Genomic DNA, 20,083 nt, shown 5'->3' on the forward strand with positions numbered 1-20,083 from the left:
GCGTTAATGCGCTTTGCGCGGCGTTTTATCGGTGGTCATAAGCTGCAATAACATCCCCAGCAGCGCGCATCCCGCCATGGTAAAGAAGGCGTAGATATAACCCGCCGGATTTTCCCACCCCCCACCGAACTGGATGAGCCAGCCCATAAGCAATGGCGAAATGCCGCCGCCGATAAACATCGCCGTGGTGATAATGCCGTTGGCGGTAGAGGTGGCGCGTTCTTCGGCGGAGTCCGAAGCCATGGCGTAGTAGATAGGCCACACGGCGTTGGCCACCAGGCCAAAAAATAGCTGAATGGCGATAAGGCGCGGCATATTGGTGGCGAAATAGAACAGCGCAATGCCGATACTCATCCACAGACCGCAGACGATCAGAGTACGTTTACGGCCAAAGCTATCGGAGAGCCAGGGCCAAATTATCTGGCCCAGGGTACCGGTAAGCGTGAAGATAATACTTAGCCCGGCGGATGCTGCCAGCGACAGGCCGGAGACGTGATAAAGATACGGCGGCAGCACAACGTTAATGCCCATATAGACAATTTGCGTCAGCAGGGTATTGCCCGCCGTTAGCGAAATATTGCGGTTGCGCAGGGTGCGTAAAAAGGTCTTCATCCCTTCGCCTTTGGCAACATGGCTGCTTTCCTGGGTCGCCGGGCGCGTCATCCCCTGGCTATCGATATGCAGATAAAGCGTGTTGATGCGATCGGCGGTGGAATATTTCGCCCAGAAAATCATCAGCGGGATGGCGACGATCAGCGCCAGCAGGAAGCAGTAGCGCCAGCTGCCTTCGCCAAATGCGGAAAGCACCAGACTTGCCACCACGCCGCTCAGCAGCGCGCCAATCGGATAGCCGGTATGATGCACCCCCAGCGCGAAGCCGCGTTTCTCTTTCGGCCACCACTCTGCGGTGTTGCTGACGCCGACGGGCTCGCCCCAGCCGGCCCCGAGGTTGACGCCAACGCGCAGCAGCACAAAAGCCGTTAGCCCGTGGCTGATCGCTTTAATTCCGGAAAGAAAAGAGAGGGCGGTATAGCCCAGCACCAGCGGTACCTGAAAGCGCGCTCGCTTCCAGCCTGAACCGTAGCGATCGCTCCAGATGGAGCCGGGGATATCCAGCACCGCAAGGGCAACCATAATCAGGGCGACGACGTTGCCCCACTGTTCCGGCGAGAGCGAAAACTCTTTAGAGATGACCGGGCCAAGGCGCAGGATCATCTCGCGATCGTAGGCGTTAAGCACCCAGATTAGCCAGCAAACCAGCAGCGAAACCCAGGAGAAACGATGTATCAGCCGCTTTTTTCCACCTTGTTCGCCGGCAGGTGTGTGATTGATTGTTGTCATAGTCGTGTTTACTCCGCGGCGTCGCGACAGCATGATGCGCGCCGCCTGGTGTCAGGGTCAGAGTCAGTTCGCCGGGTATTATTGTTATCGCGGCGAGCCGGAGGTTGGCTTAGCCGGCAAAACGCCGTTCCGCTACGCCGGTCACGCCCAGGTCGTATAGGGCGAACAGGCTGCCGCGCAGCTGATTATCTTCCGGGAAGCGCGGGAGGGGCGGCTGCGCCATTGAGGTGACGTACAGCACGTCGAGGTTTTCGCCGCCGAACATTACGCTGGTCACTTTTTTCACCGGCATCTCAATGATGCGATCGACCTTGCCCTCCGGCGTGTAGCGTACCAGCTTGCCCGCGTAGACCAGCGCGTTCCACAGATAGCCTTCGCTGTCCACGGTGGCGCCATCCGCCGCGCCGCCTTCGCTGCGATCGACACGGCAAAAGACTCGTTCTCCGGAGAGATCGCCGGTCGCGGTGTTGTAGTCCCAGGCGCAGATTTCGCCCGTCCAGGTATCGGCAAAATAGAACGTCTCGCCGGAGGGGCTCCAGCACGGGGCGTTAGAGACGATGATATTTTTCTTCAGCACGTGCAGTGACAGATCGGCGTCCAGGCGATATAGCGCGCCGCTCGGCTCCTCTTCACGCATATCCATCGATCCGAACAGAAAACGTCCCTGACGATCGACTTTGCCGTCGTTGAGCCGGTTAAAGGGCCGGTCCGCTTCCGGATGGTGCAGTAGCGTCAGCTCGCCGCTGGCGAAGTCGAGCAGATGCACGCCATTCTGTAGCGCCACCACCGCGTCTTCGCCGTTCTGGCGCAGGGCGAAAGAGCCAATTTTCTGCCGCACGTCCCAGCTCTTAATCGCGCCGCCCTGCGCGTTACAGGCGAACAGGCGCCCGTCGAGGCTGTCCACCCACCAAAGACGCTGCTGTTCGACATCCCAGACCGGGCTTTCGCCGAGTCGAGTTTTTAAATCCAGTAAGACTTCGATGCGCATAAGAACCTCCTGATTACGCTTTTTCGCCGTCGGCCTGTTTTGCCGATGCACTGCCGGGGGATGACGAACTTTTGATGAACACAGACACCAGCGCGCCGACGATCAGTAGCGCGACGGCGAACCATAAGCCGGACGTTGCCGCGCCGGTGCGGTCCTCAAACGCGCCGAGAATAAACGGCCCGAGAAAGCCGCCGCACAGCCCGAGGCAGTTAAGCAGGCCGAAGCTGCCCGCCAGCATATGCCCGCTCATGATCGAGGGGAGCCAGTTAAAGATGATGGATTGCATGGCGAAGAACATGAAGGCGGCCAGCGAGAAGCCAAGCAGCGCCACGCCGTGACCGGCAATTGCACCAATGGCCATGCCGGTCGCCATGACCAGATATCCGGCCATCAGCATGCTGCGCGAACGCTGCTCCGTCCGGGCGAAGCGCGGCAGCAGGATCCCGCCAGCGGCGGCTGCGATCCACGGGATGGCGGTCAGCAGACCGATCTGCAGCGGGGTAAGCTGGCCCCAGCTACCGATGATCCCCGGCAGGAAATAACTCAGGCCGTAAACCGAAAACTGGTGAGTAAAGTAAATCAGCACCAGCAACAAAAATACCCGGGTGGTGAGCGCTGTTTTCAGGGAAAAACGGCTCGGCGTATGGCGCGTCTCCTCGGCTTCTTTCTCCAGTACCGCGTTGATTGCCTGCACGTCGTTGCTGTCCAGCCAGCGGGCGTCAGCCGGTTTATCCGGCAGTCTGCGCCAGACGACGAACGCCAGCGCTATCGCGGGCAGCCCTTCGATAAAGAACATCCACTGCCAGCCGTGCCAGCCGGACATTCCATCAAGGCTTAATAACAATCCGCCCAGCGGCGCGCCGATAATATTGGCCAGGCAGACTCCCAGCAGGAACAGACCGGTGGCTTTAGCGCGCTCTTCGCGGCCAAACCAGAGGGTCAGGTAGTAAATAATGCCCGGATAGAGCCCCGCTTCGGCGGCGCCGAGCAAAAGGCGCATCACGTAAAAGGACGTAGGCCCGGTGACAAACGCCATGCCGCAGGAGATGATCCCCCAGGTGATCATGATGCGGGCGATCCAGCGCCGTGCGCCAATCCGGGTTAAAAACAGGTTGCTGGGGATCTCCAGCACCGCGTAGGTGAGAAAAAACAACCCGGCCCCGAGGCCGAATGCGGTTGCGGAAAGGCCGATATCCACCGACATGGTCGCTTTCGCCATGCCAATATTGGTACGATCAATAAAGCTGATGATGTACGCCACGATAAGCAGCGGCATCAAATGGCGGTAGATCTTTTTATGGGTGCGCTGTAGCTGCGCCCCGTTTACCGCCTTTTCATTTATTGCGGACATGGTTATTATTTCCCCGTATTCGTGGTCAGAAGCCTTGCCGGGATCGCGTCGATCCCGTTAGTCAGCTCACAGGTTGTCGCCGGGTGCTGACCCGAACGACGCCCGGCCCGAAGCCCCACTTCGGGCCGTCTTTTCCTAAGCGCCTTCGCGCTCGAACAGCATAGAAATCCCCTGGCCGCCGCCGATGCACATGGTGACCAGACCGGTGCGCGCGCCGCTGCGCGCCATTTCATACATCAGTTTGACCGGCAGGATCGCACCGCTGGCGCCCACCGGGTGGCCGAGGGCGATCGCGCCGCCGTTGACGTTAACGCGGGCTGGATCGAGACGCAGATCGTTCATCACCGCCAGCGCCTGGGCGGCGAAGGCCTCATTGAGTTCAATTAAATCGATGGCGTGAACATCCATATTGAGACGGTCCATCAGGCGCCGGGTAGCGGGAGAGGGGCCAAACCCCATAATCTCCGCGCCGCAGCCGGCGACCGCCCAGCCGCGAATCCGCATGCGCGGGGTTAAGCCGCGCTGTTCCGCCTGCTGGCGGGTCATCATCACCAGTGCGGCCGCGCCGTCGTTAATGCCGGAGGAGTTGGCCGCTGTCACTACACCGTCGGCTTTAAATGCCGGACGCAGCGCGGCGAGCTTTTCGCGCGGGGTATCGCGCGGGTGTTCATCGGTCGCGAACAGGCGGGTCGCTTTTTTGCCGTCCGGCACCTCAAGGGCCAGAATCTGCTCGCGGAAGCGATCCTCAGCGATCGCCTTCAGCGCCTTCTGCTGGCTCGACCAGGCGAAATCGTCCATCGCTTCACGGGTAATACCGAAGCGTTGCGCGACGTTTTCCGCCGTGATGCCGTTGTGATAAGGCCCTTCTGGCCAGGTAAGGATGGAGATCAGTCCATCTTCCAGCTCGCCGTGGCCCATGCGATAGCCATCGCGCGCTTTGCGCAGGTAGTAGGGCAACTGGGTCATATTTTCCGTTCCGCAGGCGACGACCACCTCGGCCTGGCCGCTTTGCAGCTGCATCATGCCGTCCGCCAGGGCCTGAAGCCCGGAGCCGCACTGGCGGTTAACCGAATACGCGGTGCTCTCCTGCGGGATCCCCGCCCGCAGCTGGCAGATGCGGGCGATAAAACCGCTTTCGGCGATTTGCCCGACGTTGCCGACGATCGTTTCATCGATATCCTGCGGCGCAAGCCCGGCGCGGGCGATCGCTTCGCGAATAACCGCTGCCCCGAGATCGTGCTGGTGGGTATGCTTAAGACTGCCGTTAAACGTGCCAATAGCGGTACGAACGCCGCTGACAACCACAATATCATTAGCCTGTGTCATCGTTTTTCTCCTTACAGCACCATGCCGCCGCCGACGTTAATGACTTCCCCGTTGATATAGCGCGCGCCGTCGGACGCCAGAAACGCCACGCACTCGCCAACGTCTTTCGCCTCCCCGGCGTAGCCCGCAGGGATCTTGTTAATCATGATTTGCCAGACGTTTTCCGGGACGCCGCGCGTCATATCGGTATCGATAAAGCCCGGGCAGATGGCGTTAACCGTGACGCCTTTCTTCGCCAGTTCGCGGCAGGCGGTTTTGGTCATCCCCACCACGCCGGCTTTTGACGCCGAATAGTTGGTTTGCCCGACGTTGCCAAGCCAGCTGGCGGAAGCGATATTGATAATGCGGCCCGCGCCGCGCTCGCGCATGCGGATGGCGGCCTGCTGCATACAGAGAAAAGTGCCCTTCAGATTGACATCGATCACCGTGTCCCAGTCCGCTTCGGAGAGTTTGTGCAGCATGGCGTCGCGGTTGATTCCGGCGTTATTCACCACAATATCCACCGGGCCAAACGCCTCTTCGGCCTGGGAAAACAGCGCTTCGACCTGCGCTTTTTCACCGATATTGCAGCTGATAAACAGCGCCTGTGCGCCCGATTCGCGCAGGGACGCGGCGGCGGCTTCGCCGTGCGCGTCGCGATCGGCGATGATCACGCGCGCGCCTTCCCGCGCAAGCACCTGGGCAATGCCAAAGCCGATACCGCGCGCGGCGCCGGTAACAATGGCGGTTTTACTGGCAAGTTTCATAGCTAATTTCCTTGTGAGTCAGAGGATGAATTCCGGGACAGATGTTCCGCGAGGCCGCAGGGCTGCGAGGTGAACAAGCGACTGTCCATAATCTGAAGATCCGCGGCGATCGCCGGACGAAAATCCATATGCGCCAGGATGTCGCGCTCAAGATCGATACCGGGGGCGATTTCCGTCAGCACCGGCCCCTCCGGGCGCAGTTCGAAAACCGCCCGCTCGGTGACGTAATGCATGGTTTGTCCTTTGGCGCGGGCCAGCTCGCCGTTGTAAGAAATCTGATTCACCCCGGCGACGAATTTACGTACCTCGCCTTCGCGGCGGATATGCAGGGCCCCTTGTTCACAGGCGATCTCCAGCCCTTTGGCGGTAAAAGAGGAGCAGAACACGACGTGGCGGGCATTCTGGGTGATATCGATAAAACCGCCCGCGCCGGGGCAGGATGCGCCGAGCCGCGTGGCGTTGACGTGGCCGTGCGGGTCCATCTCGCCGGCGCCCATAAAGGTGATATCGACCCCCGCGCCGTTGTAATAGAGCATTTGATCCTGGTGGCTTATCATCGCGCTCAGGTTACGACCGATGCCGAAATCAACGCCGCCCGCCTGCTGCCCGCCGTAGATCCCTGACTCCACGGTGATGGTGACCTGCTCGCCGAGCCGTTCTTCGTGAATAATGGCGCCAATAACATCGTTGGGAATGCCGGTACCGAGATTGATGACGCAGCCGGGCGTCAGATAGCGGCAGGCAATTCGCCCGATAAGCTTGCGCAGGTCGAGCGGCAGCGGCGCGTTCTGCGCGGCGGGAAGCTGGATATCGCCGCACAGCGCCGGATCGAAGTCCCAACTGGAGGTCTGGCGGTGATCCATCTGCGGCTCTTCGCATACCACAATGGCGTCGATTAGGTTGCCGGGAACGGTGATGCTTTTCGGATGCAGCGAGCCTTTCGCCACGCGATATTTCACCTGCGCCAGCACCTTCGCCCCATAGCGTCTGGCGGCGAGAACCGCGTGCAGAACTTCCAGCTTCATCACCTCTTCATCGGTCGTGAGGTTGCCCTCTTCATCAGCATGGGTGCCGCGCACAATGACCACGTCCAGAGGAATGGCCGGGTAGAACAGATATTCGTCGCCGCGAAACGTCACGTGCTCGATCAGATCGGGCCGTTCGCGGGTGCGGGCGTTCATCCGCCCGCCTTCCATGCGCGGATCGACAAAGGTACCGAGCCCGACGGGGGAAAGCCGCCCGGTAAGCCCGGCGGCCATCGCGCTATAGAGATGGACGATCTGCCCCTGCGGCAGACACCAGGCTTCCACTTCGTTGTTGTTGATCATCGCCATCCAGCGCGGCGCCAGGCCCCAGTGCGAGCCGATAAGCCGCGTTACCATACCCGGGTGGGCGAAGTGCTGGATGCCGCGCTGGCGATCGCTTTGCCCAGCAGCATGCAGCAGCGTCAGGTCGCGCGGTTCGCCAGCAGTCAGAAAGCGCGCTTCGATAGCGCTTAAAATGGACTCCGCCGCGCCGATAAGCGTCATCCCGACGGTGCAGACGGTGTCGCCGCTGGCGACCCGCTGGGCCGCTTGATGGGCGTCGATAAATTTGCTGCTCACTTTTTATCCTCCGTTGATAGCGTGATGATGGATTCCGCGAGGCGCGTTTTGAGCTGTTGTTTGCTCACTTTTCCGTTATGGGTGCGCGGTAAAACGCGGGTGAAAATAATGCGCGCCGGCAGCTTAAAGCGGGCGATTTTGACCTTCAGCCAGCCGAGGATCTCTTCGCTGGTCAGGTGGTGCTGGCCGTCCGGCACGATAAACGCCACCGGCTCTTCGCCATAGATCGGGCTGGGGGTCGGGATGACGGCAACTTCCCGCACTCCCCGATAGGTAGAGAGAATGTTTTCCAGCTCCAGCGAGTAAATCTTCTCTCCGCCGCGATTGATCATGTCCTTGCTGCGGTCTTTTATGTACAACCAGCCTTCACCGTCGAGATAGCCCAGGTCGCCGGTACAAAACCAGCCCTGTGCATCGCAGCTCGGGCGTCGTTCGCTGTGCTGCCAGTACTCGCGGATCACCACGTCGCCTTTTAGCCAGATATGCCCGATTTGCCCGGCGGGGAGGAGCTGCTGGCGATCGTTGCGGATCGTAATGGCGAGGCCGGGGATCGCCTGGCCCGAACTGCCGCATTTATCGCTGCCCCAGACGTCGCCCGGAAAAATCGTCGCGGGTGAGGTCGTTTCGGTGAGCCCGTAGATCGGCTGAATCGCCGTGTGCGGGAACAGGGTTTTTAACTCGTTGATCAGTCCATCGCTCAGATGGCCCGCGCCGCAGGCAATCGTGCGTAACGCGGGGAAATCGCCAGGATGACTGGCGCTCTGCTCGCGCGCCGCCTGGCAGAGAAGGATAAAAATGGTTGGCGAGCCGTGCAGAAAGGTAATGTTCTGTTCGCGCAGGGTGCCGATCACCTGCGGGGCGTTGAACCGGTGCTGCAGCCAGATGCTCGCGCCGAGGCTAATAAACAGCGCCAGCAGCGCCGACAGGCCGGTGATGTGATAGATAGGTACCGCCAGAATGGTGCTATCCGCGGCGGTGAGATTCAGTTTTTGCGTATAGGCGTCAATCGCGCAGAGCAGGTTATTGTGCGTGATAATCGCCCCTTTCGGCTCTCCGGTGGTACCGGAGGTGAACATCATCACCGCCGTATCGTCGCGGTTAACCGGGACCGGCTGGCGGGTCAGCGGTTCGGGAAGTGAGATCGCCTGCCATTCGCTGAGCGAAACCGCGCGCGCGTCGGGGGTGTTTTTCAGCCAGTCCTGTACGGTCGCATCGAACAGCACGACCCGCGGGGCGATATGGCCCACCAGCTCCTCGCTTTCGGCCTGCTTAAGCTTAGTGCTGAAAGGCACCACTTCGATGCCCAGACCAAGCGCGGCAAAAAGGACTTCGCAAAAAGCGGGATGATTCCCCCAGGCCAGCAGGATTCGATCGCCTTTGCGCAGCGACCAGACCTGGTCAAGCTGCGCCATCGCTCGCTGTACCCGCAGGTGAAAATCGCGGTACAGATAGCGCCGATCCTCAAACGCCAGCGCCAGGGCATCCGGGCTGCGGGCGGCGCTGTGTCTCAGGGCCTGGTACAGATTCTGGAAGTCGGCGGAGGTGCTGCTCATTTGTCTCTCCTGATATTGCGTATTGACTGGAAATAGTCTGGGGAAATTCAGGAGAGGAAATTGCCGAATGGCTCACAATAGAAAATCAACAAAACAGAAGCAATTTTGTAACATTGCACAATAGGCAGGAGAGGCCGGTTGGGGGAGAGAAAATCTGGAAGCAGACAGGCTTTTGTAAAGCCTGAGGAAGCCCACTTTTAGACCCGTGTTAACCGGGCCTAAAAGGGAGAAGGGGATCAGCCCGGCCGCTTAGCGCTTAAAGGCATCGAACTCGAGCCGTTCGCCATCGGGGCCGCGAATAAGCAGGAAGCGCACATTTTCTTCCTCAATCGGCCCTTCATCGAGCGGATAACCGAGCGCCGCCAGCCGCTGCTGCACCGCATCCAGATCGCTGACTTCCAGCGCCAGATGATCGATACCGCAGCGAGGGGCGTCAAAAGGCGTTCCTTCGGGAAGCTGGTACAGCTCGAGGACGGCGCCCGCCATTTCAAGAAACGCGACTTCAATAGCGCCCTGCGGCGACGGTTTGCTAAACCGCTGCTGGCGCTGAAAGCCCAGCGGTTCATAGAAGGCAAGCGAACGCGTTAAGTCGCTGACCTGATAGCCAATATGAGCAATCGTGTTGATCAGTTCGCGCATGTTATACCCCCTTACGCACGCACCAGAAACCGTAGAAAGCGACATACACAAAGCACAGGAGCGGAGCGATAAAGGCGATTTGCATATTGCCGCCGTTCATATCCGAGATAATGCCCATCACCAGCGGAATAACGGCCCCGCCGATAATCGACATCACCACGATCGAGCCTGCGGTCTGGGTATCTTTCCCCATCCCTTTGATGACCAGACCAAAGTTTGTCGGCCAGCATGGCGCCATACAGAAGCTGACCAGAATGAGCGCATAGACCGCCAGCATTGAACTGCTGAATACGGCAACCAGTAAAAGGGCGGTGGCGGCCAGGGCAAAGGTACCGAGCAGCAGCGCCGGATTCAGGCGGTTCATCAACCAGGTGGCCACGGTTTTACCCACGGCGTAAATCACCAGAGAAGCCAGCAGCCAGTAGGTTGCGGAGTGCTCGCTGGTGCCCTGCTGCACGAGCTGCACAAAGCGAATCGTGAAGCTCCATACGCCAACCTGGGCGCCGACGTACAAAAACTGCGACAGGATCCCGAGGCGAAAGCGCGGGATGGCAAACAGGCGTTTCAGCGTAGGCCCCATGCTTTCCGTCGGGAGCTGCTGCTGCTGAGAGGGCGTGCCCTTGCACGACGGGAATTTAATAAACACGAACACCAGCGCCAGCACCACTAGCACGGAGCCGATAATCAGATAAGGCCCGACCACCTGGCCGACCATCTGATGGCGCGCGGCGTCCGCGGCGGCGGCGGGCATCGCCAGCAGCTGTTCATGGCTCGGATCGTTTTCGCCGAAGACCATCACCTGGCCAATCAGCACGCCGGAAATCACGCCCAGCGAGTTGAAGATCTGCGAAAAGTTAATGCGCTGGGTGGAGGAGTGGATCGGGCCCAGCAGGCTGGAGTAGGTGTTTGCCGAGGTTTCCAGAAAAGAGAGTCCGCAGGCGATCACCCCCAGGCAGGCGAGGAACGCGCCGTAGGTCATGATCTGCGCGGCCGGGACGAACAGGAAACAGCCGAGGGCGTACAGGCACAGCCCAATAATAATCGCCGCTTTATAGGAATAACGCTTAATCAGCGCCGCCGCAGGCAGGGCGACAAAGAAGTAGCCGAGGAAAAAAATCGACTGCACCAGCGCCGTCTGGGTATCCGTTAAATCGAAGCCCTTTTTAAACTGGGCGATCAAAATATCATTCAGGTTGCCCGCCATCCCCCAGAGCGCAAACAGGCAACAGACCAGTAAAAATTGCAGCCAGGGGGTGTGCGGTAAATACGCGCTGGCGTCCAGTTTTTCATTGTGGACCGCCGCTTTATCGACCTTATCCGTGATTAGCGTACTCATTGAGCTATCCTCTTAATGGTTTTTATACAGTAGGGTTTAAGCCATTTCATAATCAGAGGCGGCACGTAAAAGCCGTTCTCGTGCCTCCTGGTAATCCGGTAAAGATGATGCGCCCTGCTTTTCGACGCTGACGGCGGCGTAGGCTGCCGCAAATCGGGCCGCGCTATGCAGCGGATCGCCGCAGGCCAGACGCGCCGCCAGCGCGCCGTTAAAGGCATCGCCCGCGCCGGTGGTATCGCGGGGATGAGAAGGAAAGCACGGAATAGGGGATTTCACGCCCTGCTCGCTCAGCAGGGCGCCCTTAGCGCCGAGGGTGATAATGACGTTGCGCGCGCCCTGGGCATGCAGCGCATCGGCGGCCTCGGCCGCGGCCGCCAGAGAGTCAACCCGGCGCCCGGTCATTAACCCGGCCTCCGTCGCGTTCGGCGTGAGCAAATCCACTTTGCTTAGAAAGGCGTGCTCAACGGGCTGCCAGGGAGCGGGATTAAGCACCACGAAGGCCCCGGCTGCTTTCGCGGCGTCAACGACCTGTTCAATGGCGGAAAGATTATTCTCCAGCTGAACCAGCACCACATCTGCGCAGCCGATAGCGGGAATGCAGCCGGCGATTTCATCATCGGTCACCGTCATATTCGCGCCGGGGTCGACGGCAATCATGTTTTCGGCATCGTTGCCGGCCACATAAATCAGCGCATTGCCGGTGGGGACCTCTTCGGCGACCAGCAGCGTCACGGCGTTAAACCCCACGCTCTTCAGATGACGACGGGCAAAATGGCCGAAGGTATCATTGCCAATCTTGCCGATATAGTGGACATTCGCCCCCGCTTTTAGCGCGGCGGTGGCCTGGTTCGCCCCTTTTCCGCCGGCGCTGGTCATGCTCCCGCAGGCCACTAACGACTCGCCCGGCACCGGGAAGCGCTCCACTCTGGCCACCATGTCGAAATTGAATGAACCAAAAATACAGACTTTTCCTGACATCATTCGCTCCTTTATACGTGCTCGGGGGAGTGCAGCGCGGCGGACAGATCCCGGGACATTTTTTCCCAGGCCTGCTCGAGCGGCATATCCGGGCGGAATAAACCGCTGCTGCCCATCACCAATACCTGCGCCCCGGCTCCCAGCAGCTCACGGTAGGTGTTGCGGTTGCATGAGCCGTCGACTTCCAGCAAGAAGTTGAGGCTGCGGCTCTCTTTTAGCTGATGAAGCTGCGCGATTTTGGCGGCCATTTCGGGAATAAACGGCTGACCGGCATAGCCCGGATCGACGGTCATCACCGTGACCTTATCGAGCAGATGCAGATAGTGCTGGATGCTCTCAACCGGCGTGGCGGGATTAAGCACCATCCCCACCTCTTTCCCCGCCTGGCGAAGCATATTGATGACCCGAAAAGCTTCGCGGCAGATGGTTTCCGGATGCAGTGAAATGGCGTCTGCTCCGGCTTCTATCAGCGCCGGGATAAACGGAGCGGGCTCTTCGACCATCAGGTGGACATCGATGGGAAGCGACGTATAGGGCCGAATCTGCGCCACAAAGCTGGCCGATAGCGCCAGGTTTTTCACATAGTGCCCGTCCATCACGTCGACGTGCAGCCTGTCGGCTTTGCCGTTTAAAAAGTGCAGCTGTTCCGCCAGCTTCATCATGTCCATACACATGAGCGAGGGAGAAAGGTAATAACGCATAAGGCCTCTTTTATTCCGGTAGTGGCTGATTTCAGGCAAAGTCTGGCCCTGCCGCGGGAAGCAGCGTTTCGACAATGCGCGTAGTCACCGTCACGTCATGACGGCGTACTCAGGCGATCTGTAGCCCGACGTTATGCCAGGTCATCTCTTTTTCCAGCAGCGGATCGACAAACTTTTCGGTGATTAAACAGTCCAGCTCGCCCAATCCGCCGATCCGCGCGACGCCTGTTCGCCCCAGCTTGCTGCCGTCGACCAATGCCACGGTCTGACGGGCGGCCAGCATCATCTGTTTCAACAGGGCGGCGTGGGCTTCCGTACCCGCATATAAACCGCTATCGCGCTCCAGCCCCTGGCAGGAGAAAAAGAGCGTATCGACGGCGTACTCGCGCAGCGTTCGTGAGGCGGTTTCACCGAAGAATGCCTCCTCGGTCGGGGAAAAATCGCCCCCCAGTCCCACGAGATGCAACGAGCGTCTGCTCATCAGCGTTTGCAAGATGCGGATAGAGGGCGTGATAACCGTTAGCGCCATCTCCGGCATCTGCCGGGCCAAAAACCAGCTGGTGCTGCTGCCGTCCAGGACGATGGTCTGTCCCGGCTGGAGACACTGCAGCGCTTTGCGGGCAACGCGCATTTTTCCTTCGCTGTGCAGCAGCGTTCTCTGCTGAAAGCTTCCCTGGCTATCTTCGACCGGCAGGGCGGGCGATGCCGCTCGGATCGCCGGCAGCGGGTTCTCCGCCGCCAGCGCTCCGCCATGGCTCCGATTTAAGATCCCTTTCCGTTCCAGCTCGCTCAGATCGCGGCGAATCGTTTCCCTGGAGACCCGAGTCGCTTGCGCAATCTCATTCACCCGCATCACGCCGCGTTGGCCCAGCAGTTCAACAATCAAACGATGACGTTCCAGCGGCAACATAGCTCTCTCCTGAAGTACATAATCAGATTACCTTTCCCTTGCGCAGGGCGTTGAGACCTCCGGAATATCCGGCGAAGGCGACCGTTTTGTCGCCGGTCAATGTGACAGCGTACGCATTTTGGCGTCATATCCGGCAGCGGTTTCGCTCTCTCGCCCGTTATTCAGGCATAAACAAAAACAAACAAAAATAAATGCAATATTGCCTTTGCGCCCGTTTATGCCCGTTTACGCCCGTTCATCAAGGGCTTCGCTCATTTCTCGTCTGCTAATTAAAAGCAAATGAAAATAAAAAAATGCTAATTTGATCACGTTATTTTCATTTGATGCGTTTTTAAATGGATTTAAGCCGATTGAGAGCATTAAATGAAAGCAACTAAAAACAAAGAGCAGGATAAAACCATGAATGAAACAACCCGTCGTTTTGCACGTTTAGTCGACCTGAGCGCAGTCCAGGCCACCAGTACCGAAGCGGACGTTCGCGCCTGCGCCGAGCTGGCAACCCGATACAACATTATTTCCGTCCACGTTCTGCCCTGCTGGACGCGTTTTCTCAGTTCGTTGCTGCCGCAGCAGGGGACGGGAGAGGTGATGATTGGCGGGCCGGTCGGCTTTCCCGGCGGCGGGCATGCGACTGACACCAAGGTTCAGGAAGTGCGGCAGCTGATTGCCGATGGCGCCCGCGAAGTGGATATGGTGGTGAATATCGGCAAAGTGTTATCCGGCGATTATGACTATGTGCGCGAAGATTTGCGCCGCGTGGTGGAGGCCGCCGCGCCGGTACCGGCGAAGGTGATCCTCGAAACGCACTATCTCAATGAGGAGCAGATTCGCCGCGTGTGCGATATCGCCGTAGAGGTGGGGATGAAGTGGGTCAAAACCTCCACCGGCTGGGCGCCGACCGGCGCGACGGTGGAAAAAGTCAGCATTATTGCCGACCAGCTTAAAGGACGAATCGATATCAAAGGCGCCGGGGGGATTCGCGATCTGGCAACGGTGCGCGCCCTGTACCAGCTTGGCGTCCGCCGCTTTGGCATGAGCCATGGCGCGGTCACAAAGGTGCTGGCTGAACTGGAGCAGCACCCGGAACGCTTTCCCGAGCTGAACGCCGATTAAACTGAGAGACCGCGGGCCTGATGGCCCGCCTTAAGACGTCACCGGAGTCAGTGATGAAAGATAAAATACTCACGATTGATGTTGGCACTGGCAGTACCCGCGCCGCTCTTTTGCGCGTTGACGGCACGATGGTCGGCTTTGCGCAAAGAGAGTATGAACAGACCACGCCGCGTGCGGGTTGGTCAGAACAGGCCCCGTCGTTATGGTGGCAGGCCGCCTGCGACTGCATACGCGAAGTGCTTTACCGCTATCCTGAAACGGCTGCGCAGATTGCGGTTATTGGCGCCTGCGGGCAGATGCACGGCACCGTCCTGCTGGACGATGGCGGCGAGCTGGTGGAGGACAGGGCGCTGCTGTGGAATGACAAGCGCAGCCAGCCGCAGGTGGAAGCTTTTACCGCGCGCGAAGGGCGGGAAAAGTGGCTGGCGCATTTAAATAATCCGCCCGCGGCGGCGTGGCCCGCTTTCAAATTAGCCTGGTGGCGTGAACATCATCCGGAGCGCTGGCCAAAGCTCGCCAAAGTGTTGATGCCGAAGGACTATATTAATTTCATGCTGACCGGCGCTCTGGCGACCGACTATAGCGAGGCGTCCTGCTATTTCCTGATGGACAGCGAAACCCGCGCCTGGTCTTCGCAAGCCTGCGAAACGTTTGGCCTGCGGGTCGATCAGCTACCGGACCTCAAACTTTCCAGCGACATTATCGGCCAGGTAACCCCACGCGCCGCCGGCCTGACGGGCCTGCCGCCAGGGATCCCGGTGGTTGCCGGTACGTCGGACATGGCGGCCTCTCTGCTGGGCTCGGGAGTATATGAGCCGGGGATGGCGTCCGACTCCACCGGCACGTCGACGCTGATCACCGTGGTGTCGCCGCGGCCGTTACGCCACCCGCTGGTCAATAACCTTCATCTGGCTAACGCGGCCTGGGGCGGATTTACGATTCTCGACGCCGGCGGCGATGCCGTCCGCTGGGCGCGGCTGGCGCTTGCCGATAACCAGATTACCCACCCGCAGCTTTTGCAGGAAGCGGCGGCGGTGCCGGCCGGTGCGGAAGGGCTGCTCTTTCTTCCTTATCTGACGGGAGAGCGCCTGGCCGAACATACGAACTCGCGGGCGCAGTTCTTCGGCCTGCAGCGCAAGCATCGCCGCGGTCATTTATTCCGCGCGGTCCTGGAAGGGGTGGCCTTTGCGTCCTGGCGCAATCTGCGCCAGCTGCAGGCGTGCGGGCAATATCCGCAACAAATGATCGCTTCCGGCGGCGGCGCGCGCAGCCCGCTGTGGCTTGAAATCAAAGCCGCGGCGTACAATCTTCCGATATTATCTACGCGCAATCAGGAGAATGGCGTCACCGGATGCGGTATTATCGCCGGGGTTGGCGCGGGGCTGTACGCGGATTTTGCCAGCGGCGTGAGGCAGACGGTGCAGTTCGATAAGCTGATTTCGCCGGATCCCCGTCTGCGGGATTATTACCACGCCTGCAGCGAGCTTTTTGATACGCTCTACCGGCAATCCGCCGCCTTATACGACAGGCTGGATGCCCTGAGCGCAGGACCCGACTGATAAGCAACGGTAAGCCAGCGCCGCGCCGCGCGTAACGTGCCGTAAATAAGAGAGAGGCAGAATGTTTGCAGAAGAAAGACAGGAGAAGTTGCTCAGTATTCTCAGGGAAAAACGCAAAGTGGCTGTTTCTGAGATGTGTGACGTCTTTAATGTATCTGGCGCCACCATTCGTGCCGATCTCCGCCAGCTGGAAGAGGAGGGACTGCTGACCCGTACCCACGGCGGCGCCGTCCTTCGCACGCGGGCGAGCTTTGAACAGGCATCGGACGCGCGTGAAATTGTCAACCTCAGCGCGAAAGAGCGGATCGGCCAGCGCGCGGCGGCGCTGGTTGAGGATGGCGACATTATTGTGCTGGATACCGGCACGACGACCCTGCATATCGCGCGCAATATTCGCGACCGACAAAACGTCACGGTGGTCACCAACGATTACCAAATCGCCCGCGAGCTGGAAGCCAGCCCCTCGATTCAAACTATTCTGCTGGGCGGGATCGTGAAGAAGGGGTACCACTGCGTGGTAGCGATCAACGGACGCTCTATTCTTGATACCCTGAACGTCGATAAAGCGTTTATGGGCGCCAATTCGCTGTCGCTGAAACACGGCGCCTGCGTGGCCGATATCATGCTGGCAGAAACGAAACGCGGCATGGTTGAGCACGCCAGCCAGGTGATTATCGTCTGCGACTACAGCAAGCTGAATAATACCTCGCTTGCCCAGTTTACCGCCGCGGATCGGATTGATACCGTGGTGGTCGATCGTCTGCCCGATGACGTTCAGGCGTATCGTAATGCCGGCATTCAGGTGATCTCCCTGGATGAAGAGGCGCACCTCTAGCGTTCTGTTCCGGCAGCGGCGCACCGATCCGGAGTACCACGGTAAAGGGCTCGGTATTGCGCCGCGTATCAACCCGGCGCTGGAGAAAGTGATGGCTTCTTCCGAATATAGCGCAATTAAAGCGCGCTGGATTAAAGCGTCGTTGATAGTGGCGTACAGGAAAGATACCCCCTGAAGGGTATAGTCCCTCAAACGTTTCTTTATGCCATCGGGAGCATCGGCTTATCCGTCAACGAACAAACGGGTCACTGGTTTTCCCGCTTTTTAAAAGTTTTCAATACATTATGCGCGTAGCTAATATAATTCTTAGCACGCGGACATTTAAAATGTAACGCGAAACTTCTGAAAAGCATGTCCAATGAAATAAAAAGTGGATTTTATTTCAATCTTTATGTCAGAATCGCGTTATGGCAGTAAAAACCATATTTTATATATTGTCATTATGCAAGCCATAATGAGCGGATACTACCCAACGCTACAGAAATAATATTTTGAGGCGTTGTCTGATTATTCGCATGGAGAATTATCGTGATGCTATCCTGTCTTAAAAACCTCGCTGGTGATTATATAGGATATAAATCATATGGCAGGAAAAAATAAATGAGTTCGATGACAAATAGCCTGGAGAGATTAAGGAAGGAAAAGGAGGAGATAAAGCGACAGCGGCGTGAGTTTAAAATAAAATTCGTGTGCTTATATGTCTCAATATTGTCACATCTAAAAGCAAATCCTGATAATAAAGTTACCAAGGGTTCTTTTGGCGATGCCAAAAAAATCACCGTGGCAAACGATGGTTTCTTTTTTGATATTAGTTTCAAATATGACTACGCAAGAAATAAAGTGCAGATTATTGTATCTGAAGAAAGCCTGTCGCTGAAAGTCAGGCTCACCCTGCGGCTGACGGCATCAAAAGCGAAATGGCGCATTGTAAAAATATCCCATAAAAAGTTTAAGTATATTTTTAGAGTCATGAAGCCACAGCTGATTGAGGAGTTTATCGTCTTTTTGATCCGCTATCTGTAGATATCTCCTCTCCGTCAATAGGCCAATGAGCCGGGATGCTCGCTTCGATCGTTCTTCCGGCTGCAGGTTGGAATATTCCCTGCCGCGAGTTCCCCCTGGTTTGAGTCGATGAGAATGCCATTAAACGGCATTACTCATTAAAGCCCCCATTAATGCTGTTTTTTCCCGCTTTTACCCCTTTTATCGCCCGGGTTCTCTGGCGGGATGAGGATGCCAGAGTGATTTCTTAACTCATTGTAAATAAATAAAAAATTATCATTTTTGTCATGAATGCCTCTGTCAATCACATTTCCTCTCTCGCCAACTTTAAATCTGTAAAAGTAGACGTTTGTCGACTTTTCATCTAAAAAGTTGGGGGAAGGGACTAGACAGGACCATTATTAGGTTATCAAATGGTTAAATTACGTCACATTAAATGTGAATGATTGGCCTTGTGTATAAAAGGCCAACACGCTTTCCGCTGCGTTAAAGCGCTGCGGACATCTTTGGGAGAAGTTATGCATTCCTCTGTTAATAAAAATGAAACTCGGACCTTTTTTGGTCATCCTTACCCCCTCGGTTCGCTGTTTTTCACCGAAATGTGGGAACGGTTCTCGTTTTACGGTATTCGACCATTACTGATCCTGTTTATGGCGGCCACCGTCTATGACGGCGGGATGGGGCTGGCGCGCGAGAACGCGTCGGCCATTGTCGGGATCTTTGCCGGGACCATGTATCTTGCCGCGCTGCCCGGCGGCTGGCTGGCGGATAACTGGCTCGGGCAACAAAAGGCGGTCTGGTACGGCTCGATTCTGATCGCCCTCGGCCATCTCTCCATCGCGCTGTCGGCGGTGATGGGGGATAGCCTGTTCTTTATCGGCCTGATGTTTATCGTGCTCGGTTCCGGCCTGTTCAAAACCTGTATTTCGGTGATGGTCGGTACGCTGTACAAGAAAGGCGATGCGCGCCGCGACGGCGGCTTCTCGCTGTTCTATATGGGCATCAACATGGGGTCGTTTATCGCCCCGCTGATCTCCGGCTGGCTGATTAAATCTCACGGCTGGCACTGGGGCTTCGGCATCGGCGGCATCGGGATGCTGGTGGCACTGATTATCTTCCGCGTCTTTGCCGTTCCGGCGATGAAACGCTACGACAGCGAAGTCGGCCTCGACTCCACCTGGAACAGCCCGGTAGTGAAACGAAACGGCGTCGGCGCATGGCTGCTGGCGCTGACGGTCGGCGTGGCGGTTATCATCGCGTTGATTGCCCAGGGCGTTATCGTGATTAACCCGGTGGCGGTCGCCAGCGTGCTGGTCTACGTGATTGCGGCGTCGGTGGTGCTCTATTTTATCTACCTGTTCGTCTTCGCCGGACTGAGCCGCAAAGAGCGCGCCCGCCTGCTGGTATGCTTTATCCTGCTCATCTCCGCCGCCTTTTTCTGGTCGGCGTTTGAGCAGAAACCGACTTCGTTTAACCTGTTCGCTAACGACTATACCAACCGTATGCTCGGCTCCTTCGAGATCCCGGCGGTGTGGTTCCAGTCGATCAACGCCCTGTTTATTATTTTGCTGGCGCCGGTATTCAGCTGGGCATGGCCTGCGCTGGCGCGCAAAAACGTCCGTCCGAGCAGCATCACTAAGTTTGTTATCGGTATTTTATGCGCGGCGGCGGGCTTTGGTCTGATGATGCTGGCGGCGCAAAACGTCCTGAGCAACAACGGCGCGGGCGTTTCGCCGATGTGGCTGGTGGGCAGTATTCTGATGCTGACGCTGGGGGAGCTGTGCCTTAGCCCGATTGGCCTGGCGACCATGACCCTGCTGGCGCCGGAAAGAATGCGCGGCCAGATGATGGGGCTGTGGTTCTGCGCCAGCGCCCTGGGTAACCTGGCGGCGGGCCTGATTGGCGGCCACGTGAAGGCCGATCAGCTGGATATGCTGCCTGACCTGTTCGCACGCTGCTCCATTGCGCTGCTGATCTGCGCCGCGGTGCTGTGCCTGCTGATTGTTCCGGTTCGCCGGATGCTGGAAAACACCCGCAGCGACAAGCCGCAGGAGCCCGCGGCTAACGCGTAATCCCGCAAAAACCCGGCGCGTTCTGCGCC

Annotated in this window: 18 protein-coding genes; 6 read left to right on the plus strand and 12 right to left on the minus strand. The window is 58.1% G+C overall.

The annotated features are described in order from the left end of the window. Positions 1-3: 3 nt before the first annotated feature. The 12 genes from ABLU88_RS11050 to ABLU88_RS11105 all read right to left on the minus strand — a co-directional run bounded on the left by ABLU88_RS11050 (position 4) and on the right by ABLU88_RS11105 (position 13,473). Positions 4-1,374, minus strand: coding sequence for an MFS transporter (locus ABLU88_RS11050; protein ID WP_023321586.1), 1,371 nt, complete (start codon positions 1,372-1,374; stop codon positions 4-6). 76 nt (positions 1,375-1,450) lie between these two features. Then, positions 1,451-2,329, minus strand: coding sequence for an SMP-30/gluconolactonase/LRE family protein (locus ABLU88_RS11055; RefSeq protein WP_348836502.1), 879 nt, complete (start codon positions 2,327-2,329; stop codon positions 1,451-1,453). A gap of 13 nt (positions 2,330-2,342) precedes the next feature. Further along, on the minus strand, positions 2,343-3,680 hold the full coding sequence (locus ABLU88_RS11060; RefSeq protein ID WP_049083522.1) for an MFS transporter: 1,338 nt from the start codon (positions 3,678-3,680) through the stop codon (positions 2,343-2,345). Between the two features lie 135 nt (positions 3,681-3,815). Further along, complete coding sequence (locus ABLU88_RS11065; RefSeq protein ID WP_004105426.1) at positions 3,816-5,006, minus strand: thiolase family protein; 1,191 nt, start codon at positions 5,004-5,006, stop codon at positions 3,816-3,818. Positions 5,007-5,017: 11 nt separating this feature from the next. Beyond that, complete coding sequence (fabG, locus tag ABLU88_RS11070; RefSeq protein ID WP_032720110.1) at positions 5,018-5,752, minus strand: 3-oxoacyl-ACP reductase FabG; 735 nt, start codon at positions 5,750-5,752, stop codon at positions 5,018-5,020. Between the two features lie 2 nt (positions 5,753-5,754). Next, entirely contained in the window at positions 5,755-7,356 is a 1,602-nt protein-coding gene (locus ABLU88_RS11075; protein ID WP_348836505.1) for a CoA-transferase, read from the minus strand. Then, positions 7,353-8,909: a class I adenylate-forming enzyme family protein gene (locus ABLU88_RS11080; protein WP_348836506.1), complete on the minus strand. Its 1,557-nt coding sequence runs from the start codon at positions 8,907-8,909 to the stop codon at positions 7,353-7,355. Before ABLU88_RS11080 ends, ABLU88_RS11075 begins: the two co-directional genes overlap by 4 nt. 249 nt (positions 8,910-9,158) lie before the next feature. Further along, positions 9,159-9,548 carry a VOC family protein gene (locus ABLU88_RS11085; RefSeq protein ID WP_032694034.1) on the minus strand — a complete coding sequence of 130 codons (390 nt, stop codon included), beginning with the start codon at positions 9,546-9,548 and terminating at the stop codon, positions 9,159-9,161. Between the two features lies 1 nt (position 9,549). Continuing rightward, positions 9,550-10,884: an L-fucose:H+ symporter permease gene (gene fucP, locus ABLU88_RS11090; RefSeq protein WP_348836508.1), complete on the minus strand. Its 1,335-nt coding sequence runs from the start codon at positions 10,882-10,884 to the stop codon at positions 9,550-9,552. 36 nt (positions 10,885-10,920) lie between these two features. Then, positions 10,921-11,862, minus strand: coding sequence for a ribokinase (locus ABLU88_RS11095; protein ID WP_348836541.1), 942 nt, complete (start codon positions 11,860-11,862; stop codon positions 10,921-10,923). A gap of 11 nt (positions 11,863-11,873) precedes the next feature. Then, a complete protein-coding gene (gene alsE, locus ABLU88_RS11100; RefSeq protein WP_348836509.1) occupies positions 11,874-12,563 on the minus strand; it encodes a D-allulose 6-phosphate 3-epimerase in 690 nt (229 codons plus the stop codon). A gap of 109 nt (positions 12,564-12,672) precedes the next feature. Further along, positions 12,673-13,473, minus strand: coding sequence for a DeoR/GlpR family DNA-binding transcription regulator (locus ABLU88_RS11105; RefSeq protein ID WP_025106034.1), 801 nt, complete (start codon positions 13,471-13,473; stop codon positions 12,673-12,675). 363 nt (positions 13,474-13,836) lie between these two features. On the opposite strand from ABLU88_RS11105, the gene deoC reads away from it, so the two are divergent. The 6 genes from deoC to ABLU88_RS11135 all read left to right on the plus strand — a co-directional run bounded on the left by deoC (position 13,837) and on the right by ABLU88_RS11135 (position 20,054). Further along, positions 13,837-14,586, plus strand: a complete 750-nt coding sequence (gene deoC / locus ABLU88_RS11110; protein WP_348836511.1) for a deoxyribose-phosphate aldolase — start codon at positions 13,837-13,839, stop codon at positions 14,584-14,586. A gap of 53 nt (positions 14,587-14,639) precedes the next feature. After that, the gene (locus ABLU88_RS11115; protein ID WP_348836513.1) at positions 14,640-16,145 is read left to right on the plus strand and encodes an FGGY-family carbohydrate kinase; all 1,506 of its coding nucleotides are present in this window, start codon (positions 14,640-14,642) and stop codon (positions 16,143-16,145) included. A 61-nt stretch (positions 16,146-16,206) separates the two neighbouring features. Beyond that, complete coding sequence (locus ABLU88_RS11120) at positions 16,207-16,980, plus strand: DeoR/GlpR family DNA-binding transcription regulator (RefSeq protein ID WP_009654966.1); 774 nt, start codon at positions 16,207-16,209, stop codon at positions 16,978-16,980. Beyond that, positions 16,961-17,155: a hypothetical protein gene (locus tag ABLU88_RS11125; RefSeq protein ID WP_348836514.1), complete on the plus strand. Its 195-nt coding sequence runs from the start codon at positions 16,961-16,963 to the stop codon at positions 17,153-17,155. The genes ABLU88_RS11120 and ABLU88_RS11125 overlap by 20 nt, the downstream gene beginning before the upstream one ends. Positions 17,156-17,580: 425 nt before the next feature. Next, positions 17,581-18,003, plus strand: a complete 423-nt coding sequence (locus ABLU88_RS11130) for a hypothetical protein (protein ID WP_348836515.1) — start codon at positions 17,581-17,583, stop codon at positions 18,001-18,003. 497 nt (positions 18,004-18,500) lie between these two features. Next, positions 18,501-20,054: a peptide MFS transporter gene (locus ABLU88_RS11135; RefSeq protein ID WP_004124798.1), complete on the plus strand. Its 1,554-nt coding sequence runs from the start codon at positions 18,501-18,503 to the stop codon at positions 20,052-20,054. The last annotated feature ends 29 nt before the right edge of the window (positions 20,055-20,083 follow it).

It is taken from the genome of Klebsiella sp. GW_Kp182 (assembly GCF_040062275.1).
GTDB lineage: Bacteria > Pseudomonadota > Gammaproteobacteria > Enterobacterales > Enterobacteriaceae > Klebsiella > Klebsiella michiganensis.